The 11,962-nt window shown below is 37.9% G+C and carries 9 protein-coding genes and 1 pseudogene; 7 read left to right on the top strand and 3 right to left on the bottom strand.

All coding sequences use genetic code 11. From position 1 onward, the window contains the following. Nucleotides 1-205: 205 nt before the first annotated feature. A complete protein-coding gene (gene galE / locus EJK17_RS01580; protein ID WP_103660925.1) occupies nt 206-1,198 on the bottom strand; it encodes a UDP-glucose 4-epimerase GalE in 993 nt (330 codons plus the stop codon). Nucleotides 1,199-1,489: 291 nt separating this feature from the next. On the opposite strand from galE, the gene EJK17_RS01575 reads away from it, so the two are divergent. The 7 genes and pseudogenes from EJK17_RS01575 to EJK17_RS01545 all read left to right on the top strand — a co-directional run bounded on the left by EJK17_RS01575 (nt 1,490) and on the right by EJK17_RS01545 (nt 9,871). Next, a complete protein-coding gene (locus EJK17_RS01575) occupies nt 1,490-2,512 on the top strand; it encodes a LacI family DNA-binding transcriptional regulator (RefSeq protein WP_304466327.1) in 1,023 nt (340 codons plus the stop codon). Between the two features lie 185 nt (nt 2,513-2,697). After that, entirely contained in the window at nt 2,698-4,611 is a 1,914-nt protein-coding gene (locus EJK17_RS01570) for a sugar MFS transporter (RefSeq protein ID WP_127796147.1), read from the top strand. A gap of 130 nt (nt 4,612-4,741) precedes the next feature. After that, nucleotides 4,742-5,905 carry a galactokinase gene (locus EJK17_RS01565; protein ID WP_103660928.1) on the top strand — a complete coding sequence of 388 codons (1,164 nt, stop codon included), beginning with the start codon at nt 4,742-4,744 and terminating at the stop codon, nt 5,903-5,905. Nucleotides 5,906-5,926: 21 nt separating this feature from the next. After that, nucleotides 5,927-7,393 (top strand): UDP-glucose--hexose-1-phosphate uridylyltransferase, encoded by a 1,467-nt coding sequence (locus EJK17_RS01560; RefSeq protein WP_103660929.1) that lies wholly within the window; start codon nt 5,927-5,929, stop codon nt 7,391-7,393. A gap of 97 nt (nt 7,394-7,490) precedes the next feature. Then, nucleotides 7,491-8,674: pseudogene (locus EJK17_RS01555) on the top strand (MFS transporter). A 57-nt stretch (nt 8,675-8,731) separates the two neighbouring features. Beyond that, nucleotides 8,732-9,133: an OsmC family protein gene (locus EJK17_RS01550; protein WP_103660930.1), complete on the top strand. Its 402-nt coding sequence runs from the start codon at nt 8,732-8,734 to the stop codon at nt 9,131-9,133. A gap of 12 nt (nt 9,134-9,145) precedes the next feature. Continuing rightward, the gene (locus tag EJK17_RS01545; protein WP_103660931.1) at nt 9,146-9,871 is read left to right on the top strand and encodes an aldo/keto reductase; all 726 of its coding nucleotides are present in this window, start codon (nt 9,146-9,148) and stop codon (nt 9,869-9,871) included. Between the two features lie 54 nt (nt 9,872-9,925). On the opposite strand, the gene EJK17_RS01540 is transcribed toward EJK17_RS01545, so the two are convergent. Both EJK17_RS01540 and pyrE read right to left on the bottom strand, forming a co-directional pair. Next, nucleotides 9,926-11,266 carry a ClC family H(+)/Cl(-) exchange transporter gene (locus EJK17_RS01540; protein ID WP_103660932.1) on the bottom strand — a complete coding sequence of 447 codons (1,341 nt, stop codon included), beginning with the start codon at nt 11,264-11,266 and terminating at the stop codon, nt 9,926-9,928. 65 nt (nt 11,267-11,331) lie between these two features. Beyond that, the gene (gene pyrE, locus EJK17_RS01535) at nt 11,332-11,961 is read right to left on the bottom strand and encodes an orotate phosphoribosyltransferase (protein ID WP_103660933.1); all 630 of its coding nucleotides are present in this window, start codon (nt 11,959-11,961) and stop codon (nt 11,332-11,334) included. Nucleotide 11,962 lies beyond the last annotated feature (1 nt).

Below are 11,962 nucleotides of genomic sequence, written 5' to 3'. Positions count from 1 at the left end.
AGATTTGCAGGCTTATTTGTCATACTTTCGTTTAAAAATAAATCGACACAATTTTAATTAAGTCGTTAAATTATACAAAATAATAAAGCAAAACATACGATGATGCTTGACTTTACGTAGAAAAAAAGACTAGCTGCAAAATAGCTAGTCTTTTTTTGAGGGAAAAGTAAATACAAATTATCTTATTATCTAAAAAATATTAAAACTACTTATCTTCGTAACCCTTTGGGTGGCTCTTGTGCCATTTCCAAGCGGTTGCGATTACATCATCAACATTTTCATGCTTTGGTTTCCAACCTAAAACAGTTCTGGCCTTAGTTGAGTCGGCAACCAAGCTGTCTGGGTCACCGCCACGGCGTGGACCCATTGTGTAAGGAATATCGATGCCAGTAACTTTCTTAGCACTTTCCAAAATTTCCAAGTTGGAGTAACCATGGGCAGTACCTAAGTTAAAGACATCTGACTTATTAGTTTCCATCAAGTGCTTCAAAGCCAAGATGTGAGCAGCAATTAAGTCTTCAACTTGAACATAGTCACGGACATTAGTACCGTCTTTGGTGTCGTAATCATCACCAAAGATCGTAAATTTACCATCGCCAGCAATCGCACTCTTCAAGATATTTGGAATCAAGTGCGTTTCTGGGGCATGGTCTTCACCGATACTACCATCACTTGCAGCACCTGCTACGTTGAAGTAACGTAAAGCAGTGTACTTAATCCCATCAGCCTTGTCTGCCCAAGCCATGATCTTTTCCATCATCATCTTGGTTTCACCATATGGGTTGATTGGGTTCAATGGTGTTTCTTCAGTGATTGGCAACTTCTTAGGAATACCATAAGTGGCAGCACTAGAAGAGAAGATCAAGTACTTAGTACCAGCGTCATGCATGGCTTCAAGTAGAGAAATCATCCCACTAACGTTGTTGTCGTAGTACTTCAGTGGCTTCTTCACTGATTCTGGGACCAATGAGTAAGCTGCGAAGTGCATGACTGCGTCGATCTTTTCATCCCGCAAAATCTTGGAAACTAAGAAGGTATCTTCAATGTCGCCTTGATAGAACTTTGCTTTAGGGTCAACAGCTTTTCTGTGGCCAGTGTACAAAGCATCAAGGACAACGACATCATTGCCTTCCTTGACTAATTGACGAACGGCGTGTGAACCGATATAACCGGCTCCACCGATAACTAAAACACGCATATTTAGCTCCTTTTTTATCTATTTCATTTGAAATCGATTACAGTATAGCACAAAAATAGTAAAATATTTACTTATTTTGCTAAATTTATAAAATATTTTTCGAGAAGAAAAAGTTTTACTAATATTTTTTAGGCAAATTTTCTGCTTAAATAATTTGCTTAACCCCAATAACACAGTGCGGTAAGCAGATAAATAAAAAGCACTCGTGAAAGATATTTAGTAAAAACACTGAGTGATATTTATTGGAAATCAGTAAATATTTTGTATAATAAAGAAAAAAGATTAATTTGAATTAGAGAAGAAAAAATGACAACAATTAAAGAAATTGCAGCCAAATCGGGTTATTCGCCAGCAACGGTTTCGCGTTTGCTGAACAATGACCCGAAACTTTCGATTACTGCAGATACCAAAAATAAAATTTTAGAAATCGCCAATGAATTAGGCTATTGGAAGGATCATCAAGAAAAGCGGATCCGGCCTACAATTGCCTTGCTTTACCGGGTAAATCATGAAGAGCAACTTGAAGATGAATACTTTACTTCACTTAAGGAAGCCTTGATTTCAACGGTTAAGCAAGAAGCACTTGAAATGAAAATTTACTACGACATTGATGATTTAATCGCACATGCCTCATTATTTCAAGGCTTTATTGGAGTGGGAGCTGGATCAATTGAAAATGCCAAGTTGGTCAAGCTACATGAAGTTTTGCCTAACGGGGTCTTTGTCGATACTAATCCAGCACCAGAATTATTTGATTCGATCCGGCCTAACTTAACTTTGACTGTTAAAAATGCCATTAATTTATTCGTCAAGAATGGTTATGAGCGAATTGGTTTTATCGGCGGAGTAGGACCGAAGCATGATCATATTCAAGAGAGTGATCCACGGTCTGTGGCTTTTGCGGATTATATGCATGATCGCGGATTAGACAATAGTTATATGTTTGTTGAAGGACCTTTCAGTGTCGAGAATGGTTACCACTTAGGCAAGATGGTGTTAGCTAAATACAAAGATCATCTACCACAAGCATTTTTGATTGCGTCAGATACTTTAGCGGTCGGAGTATTGCAAGCCTTCAATGAAGAAAATGTCAACGTACCAAAAGACACCGCAATTTTAAGTGTTAACAATAGTAAAGTGGTGCAATATGTTTCACCACCTTTGTCTTCTTACAATATTGATCAACAAGAGATGATCGATATGGCGCTAAATATGTTAACTACTTTAATCATTCGTCCTAGTCGTTCACATGTCGATGTGAATATGAATACCGAATTAGTAGTGCGGAAGAGCTTTGTCCCTAAAGACGAGTAAAAATACCAGTAAAGAAAAAAATTTTTAACTAAAGAACAAACCAAAAGAATGCTAATTGCAGCATTCTTTTTTTATTACTCCTCTAGTAAATAATTTAGTAAAGATAAATAAATTATTTACTACTAGCTAAAGAGGCTATATACTAGCGCTTGTAAACGATTACAGAAGAAATTGAGGAGAGTAAGATGAATAGTTCAAAAGCTTCAAAAAAGCAACTCATTTCCTATGCGTCTTTTTGTTTAGGAAATTTGGGGCACGCTGCCTTTTATGGGGTAGTTAGTACTTACTTTATTATTTTTATTACTAGTAGTATGTTTAACGGTTTAGAGAAAAGTCTCGCTGACCGCCTGATTGGGCTGATCACGATCTTAATGGTCTTGATTCGGATTGTTGAATTAGTGATTGATCCAATTTTAGGGAATTTAGTGGATAACACTAAAAGCCGCTGGGGAAAATTTAAACCTTGGATTTTGCTGGGCACTTTGGCCAGTGCTGCTTTATTGCTGATTTTATTTACTGGTATTTTTGGCTTGGTTTACCGCAGTTGGGTGTTATTCGCAGTGCTGTTTGTCATTATCTATATTGGCTTTGATATTTTTTATTCATTGTCTGATGTCTCTTACTGGGGGGTGGTGCCAGCCTTAAGTGAAGATTCACATGCCCGAGGAATTTATACCTCGCTTGGCGCTTTTTCAGGAGCAGTGGGCTGGAATGGTTTGTCCATTATTGTGGTGCCAATTGTGACTGGTGTGACCTTTGCGATGACTGGAAAAAGAACTGAAGGTGCTCCAGGTTGGTTTGCTTTTGCCTTAGTCATTTCAGCTTTAGCAGTTTTATGTGCGTTGATTGTGTGCTTAGGAACCAAAGAAAAGCAAAACTTAATTCGGAGTTCTGCTTCAGAAAACAATACTTTGGGTCAAGTCTTTGGAGCAATTTTTCATAATGACCAAATTTTGTGGCCAAGTTTAGCATATTTGTTGTTTTCATTAGCTAATGTCATCACCAACGGGGTTTTGTTCTACATGTATAAATTCATTTTGGACAAACCAAATGAATTCTGGGTTGTTGGGGTGATTGCGACGATTATTAGTGTTTGCATCAGTCCCATGTTCCCAATTTTGAACAAATATATCCCACGAAAATATTTATTCATCATGGGTCAAACGAGCATGATTTTAGCTTATCTGCTGTTTATCTTTGGTAGAAATAATGTCTTTTTAATGGATCTGGGCTTGGTTTTATTTAATATTAACTTCGCTCAGCTGGTGACAGTTTTGACTTTGACCGATGCGATTGAATATGGTCAACTCAAAAGTGGTCAGCGTAATGAAGCTGTCGTTTTAGCAGTGCGGCCAATGATTGATAAATTTACTGGGGCAGTTTCTAATGCTTTAGTGGGTTATGTGGCCATTGCTGCTGGCATGACGGGCAGTGCGACTGCCGCTGATATGACCAATCGTGATATTCATATTTTTAATTTGATGGCCTTATATGTGCCACTGATCTTAGCAGTCTTATCAATTGTCGTTTTCTTATTAAAGGTTACTTTAAGCGAAAAGAAACATGCAGCTGTTGTGGAAGAATTAAAGAACAAATTAGCAGAAGGCAAGATTGAAAAAAGCAGTGAAAAGCAGGCTCTAAAAGAGCAAACAATTTATGCACCAACTACGGGAAAGTTATTATCTTTAGCAGAAATTAAGGATGAACAGGGCCGACCATTTCCTGGCAAAGGTTTAGCAATCGATCCAAACATTGGCCGAGTTTATGCGCCATTTTCTGGAAAAATTAGTTTCACTTTTGGTACTAAACATGCTTTTGAAATTGTTTCAGATCAAGGGTTGCCGGTCATTATTCATATTGGTTTAGGAACTGTTAATTTGCGCGGTGAAGGATTTGAAACTTATTATGATGATGGTCAAGCAGTTAAAAAAGGTGACTTATTAATTGAGTTTGATCGTGATTTAGTCTTAAAAAATGGTTATCAAGATCAAGTGATTCTCTTTTATCCGCAGCCAAGACGGATAAAATTAGCAAAGAAATTACCTGTGGGAGCAGAGATTCAGGCCGGGATGCCGTTGACAAAAGTGAAGTTTCAATAAAAAAAGAGTGGCGGAAGCCATTCTTTTTTTATTAAAATTAATTATTTTTAAGTAAAATATTTACTAACTAAAGTAAAAGTATTATACTAAAATCTGAAAACGATTACAGACAAAATTTGAGGTTATAACAATGAATAAAGAAGAATTACTGACAGCTTATCAAGATACTTTTGGTGAAAAAGGCAAGGATGTCTTCTTTTCACCCGGTCGAATTAATGTGATTGGTGAACATACTGATTATAATGGCGGCCATGTTTTCCCAGCTGCGATTAGCTTGGGCGTTTATGGAGTTTATGGTCCTCGAACAGACAAAAAAGTGCGCCTTTTCTCCGGTAATGTTGATGGTGAAATTGTTGAATTTGATCTGGATGATGCGACTGTTGAGCAAGGAGACCGCTTCTGGACCAATTACCTGAAAGGGATGCTCACTTATTTAAAGGAAAAATACAATCAAATTGATCACGGTTTTAACCTTTACATTAAAGCTAATTTACCATCTGGTTCGGGCTTATCCTCTAGCGCAGCGATTGAAATGTTAATGGGGATTATCTTGAAAGATGAATTCAATTTGGATGTTACCCGTCCAGAACTAGCCCGTATGGGTCAAAGAACTGAAAATGAATTTGTCGGCCTTAACTCAGGAATCATGGACCAATTTGCCTGCATTATGGGTAAGAAGGATAGTGCAATTTTCCTTGATTGCAACACCATGGAATATGAGTACAAGCCATTAAAACTTGGTGACTATGAAATTATTATCATGTCAACCAACAAGGAACACACTCTAGCTGATTCTGCTTACAATGACAGAGTGGCTGAATGTGGTGCTGCGTTAAAGAAATTACAAACTAAGCTAGATATTAAGGCTTTAGGCGAAATCGACGAAGACACTTTTGATGAATATTCCTACCTCATTAATGATGAAACTGAATTAAAACGTGCTCGTCATGCTGTCTTTGAAAATCAAAGAACGATTCGAGCAACCCAAGCCATGGAAGACCATGATTTGGCTAAACTTGGTCGGTTGATCAATGCTTCTCATGTTTCTTTGCACTATGATTATGAAGTTACCGGTAAAGAACTTGATACCTTAGCTGAAAGTTCTTGGGCTCAACCAAGCGTCTTAGGTGCCAGAATGATCGGTGGCGGTTTTGGTGGTAGTGCCATTGCCATTGTCAAGAAGTCTGAAGCTGAAAACTTCAAGAAGAATGTCGGTCAAATTTACCGTGACAAGATTGGTTATGACGCTAGTTTCTATGATGCAGAAATCGTTGATGGAACTAAGAGAATTTAGATTAGAGGCTTAAGATTAGCAATGAAATTAATTGAAGCATTTGCAGACGAAGCGATTAGCAATGGCAGTTATGAGGAACTTGATCGCGTCTATTTGATTAACAAAATTAAAGCCCTCGTTGGGGATGAAGATGTAGTAGCTGAAGGCCATCGTCCTTTGGTAAAACAATTAGTTGATTTAGCAGTTAAACGTGAGAAAATTGCCGATGATGTTACTTCACGTGAGGTCTTGAATGACCAGCTTTATGATTTAGCCACGCCGATTCCAAGTGAGACTAACCGTATTTTCTGGGAAAAGATGCAAAAGTCTCCTAAAGAAGCAACTGATTGGTTCTACAAGTTATGTGAAGACAATAATTACGTTAAAAAAGAAGCGATTGCCAAGAACATTGTTTTTGATGGTACTAGTTCCAAAGGCCATGATTTAGAAATTACCATTAACTTGTCAAAGCCAGAAAAAGATCCGAAAGCGATTGCGGCGGCTGCCCATGCAACGGGTAAAAAATATCCGCAATGTGCCCTTTGCCTTGAAAATGAAGGCTACTTAGGTGGTTATGGCAAGAATGCCAGAAGTAATTTAAGAATCATTCGAATGAATATCGGCGGCCGGCCCTGGGGCTTTCAATATTCACCATATGCTTATTTCAATGAACACTGCATTTTCTTAGATCAAAAGCATATCCCAATGGTAATTAACCAGCAAACTTTAATTAACTTGGTTGATATTGAAAAGCAATTGCCAGAATACTTTGTTGGCTCCAACGCTGATTTACCAATTGTTGGAGGTTCAATGTTGGCTCATGAACACTATCAAGGCGGCCGGCATATCTTCCCAATGATGAAGGCGAAGATTAAGCAAGAAGTTAACTTTACTAGTTATCCAGAAGTCAAAGCAGGAATTGTTGATTGGCCAATGAGCGATTTACGCTTAATTAGTGCTAATTCATTAAGCTTAATTGACTTAGGTAGTCAAATTATCAAGTATTGGGATCACTACGATGATGAAAAACGCCAGATTAAGGCCTTTGACGGGGAAACGCGCCATCATACGGTAACGCCAATTATGCACCGTGACGGTGAAAAGTTTATCCTTGATTTGGTTTTACGTGATAACAATACTAGTGAAAAATATCCGTTGGGAATCTTCCACCCACATAAGCATTTATGGCATATTAAAAAAGAAAACATTGGTTTAATTGAAGTCATGGGACGGGCAATTTTACCAGGCCGGCTTAAGACTGAACTAGAAGAAGTTAAGAAGTATTTACTTGGTCAAGACAATGAGATGCCTGAAAGTCATTTAGCTTGGGCTCAAGAGTTCAAGGCTAAGAATCAAATTACTGCTGATAATGTTGAAGAAGTAGTGCATCAAGGTCTGGTTGAAGTCTTTGAAGAAGTTTTGCAGTGTGCAGGTGTCTTTAAGAATGACGCTGACGGTGAACAAGGCTGGCAAGAATTTATTGCTGGTTTAACTTCAGCAATCGATTAATAATATTTAGTCAGAATAGTCTAGAAAAAATCTAGGCTATTTTTATTGGTTAAAGTGCTAAACTAACAGGTAGAGTAATTGAATGAAGAGAGTAAAAATGGTAAAAAGAAAATCAATTTATACCAAAGATGTTATTTTAGTCATGGCAGCTTCATTTTTCTTTATGTTTAGCACCATGTTTGTTAATCCGTTAATCAACGGTTATGCTGAAAATTTGGGTGCCACGAGTGCCTTCGCCGGCATTATTGTCGGTATTATGAGTATCGCCGCCATGTTTTTACGACCAGTAGCAGGGAATTTAACCGATAAGTTCTCGAAATACCGTTTATTCCTAATTGGAGGGATTTTAATCTTAATCGGAGTTTTGGGCTATATTTTTAGTCCTTCTAGTGGCTGGCTACTATTATTTAGACTAATTAATGGGACCGGTTATGTTCTGTGTACGGTTTGTATGACTACTTGGTTAGCCTTTTTGGTTCCACGACAGCATGTTGGCGAAGCGATGGGCTTTTATGGCCTGATGAACGCCTTAGCCATGGCTTTAGCCCCAGCCTTATCTATCAACATTTACCAAAAGATTGGTTATCGTGAGGCCCTTTTTGCTTCAGTTTTATCGGCTTTATTAATGATTATTGCTATCCAATTTGTTGGTGATCATGCTAAGCCAAGTCAAGTCAAAGAATCAGAGAAGAGAGCAAAAAGAAGCACTTCAAGATTATTCAAGTCAATGTCTTGCCCGTTGCTATCTTAACTACCTTATTTGCTTTACCATATTTCACCACACAGGCAGATATTGTGACTTATGTTGAACAAAAGCATGCTAGTGTAGCTGTTGGCGGGTATTTCTTAATTTATGCCGTTGTTTTGTTAGTGATCAGAATTGGGCTAAAACAATATTTTGATACAGTTCGCTTTGGTATTTGGTTCTGGATTAGTACGGTTTCAACTGCCTTTTACATTGTGATGTTAGCGATTATGGAAAATAATTGGCAGATGGCCTTAGCTGCTGCAGGGATGGCGTTAGGTTACGGGATTATCTACTCTGTCTTGCAGGCCACAGCCTTGCTACTAGCGCCAATTAGTGAACAAGGCTTAGCTTCAGCTACCTTTTATTTAGGTTTAGATATTGGGATGGCTTTTGGACCAATTATTTCTGGTTTTATTGATAGTAGTCTGCCAATTACTTTCTTTTATCCAGTTGAATTAGTCTTAATTCCACTGGTAATCATTGTTTACCTGATTTACCGTAAGCGGTTAAATAATGCCATTGATCGCCATTAAGAAGAGTTTTAAACTAAAGAAAAAGACATTTAACGAGAAAGAGTAAGAGGTGAAGAAATGAGTAGCTATTCAGTTAATAGTCATTCTGGCGACAAAGAATGGCAAGTCATCAATCAAGCACGAGATTATCAATTTATTGGAGATGCGGCAGATCACGCCGGTGGCCCAAACCCAGTTGAATACTTATGTGGGGCAGTCAATACTTGTTTATCCATTTCAGCTCAGATGCTAGCCAAAGCGCATCATTTGGATGTTAAAAATTTCCATCTTGAAACTAGCGGAGAAACTAAAAAGTTAGCTCATGGTAAGTCGATTGTCGCAGCAATTGAAATTAAAGTTTTCTTTGACAGTTCAATGCCTGCAGCTGATCAAGAGAAGTTTTTAAAACGAGTTTTAGAAATTTCGACAGTTTATCAAACAGTTAAATTAGCAGTACCAATTACGGTTACAAGAGCTTAGAAATGAGGCAACATGTCAGTTTTAGATGAAGCAATTATTTTAAATAATGGTAATTTAATGCCTAAAATCGGCTTAGCAGTTAGTGAGCATCTAGATCTAGCTCATGCTTTAAAGCTAGGTTATCGCTTATTTAACTGTGAGCCTGAGCAAGCAGAAGAAATGAAAAAGGCCATTAGTGACCAGCATATTTTAGTGCAACAATTGTTTTTGCAGATGGTTTTGCCCAAAGAATTAAAGCCTGAAGAAGTGGCTAGCTTTGTGACGGGTCATTTGAGGCAATTGCAAGCGACGTATTTTAATCTGGTCTTAGTTGAAGCTAGTTCAGATCATGACCGTGACTTAGCTGTCTGGCATGAAGTCGAACAGTTGGCTGCCAAGGGTCGCGTCAATAATGTTGGGATGCTAGGCTTTTATTTGGATGACGTAAAGGCAATTTGGGATCAAGTGGCGTTAAAGCCAGTCGTTGATCAGTTGAACTTAGTTGATCCGGAATTGCAAACTTATCTAGATCAACAAGGAATCAAGGTCCAAGCAGAGTTAACGCCAAAAGATAATGCAGTGATTAAAACTTTAGCTGAGCAAAAGCAAGTTAAACCAGTGGCTGTCAGATTAAGATATAATTTAGAACAAAATCTGATTATCTTGTTAACTAATGACGATGAAGTGTTGATTGCCAAAGAGTTAAACTTTGACTTGACTACAGTGGAAAAGAACGAAATTATTAGTGCTGAAAAATAAAAAAGATGATGAGCAAGAAAAAATTTTTCAAGCTCATCATCTTTTTGGTAAGTTTTATTTATCACCAGGATAATTCATTTGTAAGCGTAAAGCTTCATAGATTGGCTTACCACCAAGGAAGTCAAGCACGTAATAACTCACACAAGTGGTAATGACAATTGGTAAAACTTGTTGAACGCTACCGACCATTTCAGTTAAAAGAATGATTGCAGTAATGGGAGCTTTTTCAATTGCACCAAAGTAAGCTGCCATCGCAATTACTAGTAAGTGAGGATAGAAATTTGGACTAATTAAATTCAATTGAACCAGAATTTGCGCAACTGTCACACCCAGTGCTGATCCTAAAACTAAGATCGGCATGAAAATCCCGCCGGGCACGGTAGCTCCATAAGAGAGCATAGAGAAGATAAAGCGCACGGCAAAGACTAGTAATGGTAACAAGAAAAGGGCTGCTGAACTAATTCTTGGCAAGGTCAATTTCTTTTGGAATAAATCGATAATTAAATCATGTGATCCACCTAATAATCTTGGATTCCAAAGACCGACTGGAATAATTAAGAGTAAGGGAATTAAGCTGTGGTATTTATTGGGGATAATCGTAATTTTATGGAAGAATGGTTTCAAGCTTAATAAGCAATACTGATAAAGGTAAGCTAAAAGACCTAAAATAATTCCTAAAACTGGCAAAATCCAATAATATTTTAGTGGTAAATAGGTTTTAATTGGAAAGTAAAGACAAGGCTTAGTGCCAAAGAAGAAGAGAGTAACTAAGTCAGAAGCAAAACTAGCAATTAAAGCTGTTACGACAGAAATTGGCTTGAAATCAAAGGTGATTTCTTCGACTAAGAAGAAGACACCAGCTAGTGGAGCACTAAAGGCAGCCGATAATCCCGCTGCCACCCCACATTCTTGCAAAAGGCGTAAGTCTTCTTGATTAGTTTTAAAAAAATCTTTACCTAATCCTTGACCGATCATCGCTCCCATTTCAATACAAGGACCTTCTCGTCCAAGCATTAAGCCGGGACAAATGGCTAACAGACCACCGATAAATTTACGCCAGACAATTTGCCAGGCGGGCATTCGATTTTCATTAAGAAAAACGGCTTCGATCTGAGGTACTCCAGAACCGGTTAATTGATCGCTATAAGGTCCCATGACTTTTGCAATTAATAAAGCAATTACAATTAAGAAAATAATATATGGAATTAAGAGTAGTGGTTGCTTCATCATTTGGGGATAGATCACCGTTAATAACTGCATGGTGTGGTCGATGATCCAGCGAAAGATACCGACTAATAATCCTGTGAATAGTCCGACAATCAGTGCGCGAATAAGAACCCTAGTTAACCTAAGGTTAAAGGGCTGGTTGAGAATTTGTTTAGCATGTTTAATCATAAAAAAACGCTTTCTAAGTATTCGATTTAACTTCATTATAACTTAGAAAGCGTAATTTATTAATGCTAAGCATTGAGCCAATGCCATGGATCTTCATGCCAAGTTTTTAAGGTTTCATATTGCTCGTTTGTTAAGTGCTGGGAGTCTTTTTCTTTTTGTAAAAGTTCTGGATAAGATAATAGCGGTGCAAACTTCACACCAGCTTTAGCAAAGTTTGCTTTAGCGTCTGGCAAATAGTAGGTGAAAATTGAGCTGACCCCAATCACCTGGCCACCGTCTTTTTCAGTGGCTTTAACGGCATTAAGAACAGAGCCGCCAGTGGTAATTAAGTCATCGATCAAAACAATTTTATCCTGGTCAGTGAAACGACCTTCGATTTGCCGGCCTTTACCATGATCTTTAGGTTTTGGCCGGACATAAATCATTGGCAGGTGTAATTCTTTTGCTACCCAGGCTGCATGTGGAATGCCAGCAGTAGCCACACCGCCGATTGTCGTGACTTCAGGGAATTCTTTTTTAATTAATTCTGCTAAATCTTGGGCAATCCAGTGACGTAAATCAGGGTAGGAAACAGTTAAACGTAAGTCAGTGTAAATTGGTGATTTCATGCCACTAGCGTAAGTGAAAGGTTTATTTGGAGAAATAGTAATAATGTTTTCTTGGATTAATTTATTAATGATTTCAGCTTGATGCATG

Source organism: Lactobacillus xujianguonis (assembly GCF_004009905.1).
GTDB lineage: Bacteria > Bacillota > Bacilli > Lactobacillales > Lactobacillaceae > Lactobacillus > Lactobacillus xujianguonis.
This window is presented reverse-complemented; position numbering and strand designations above follow the sequence as displayed.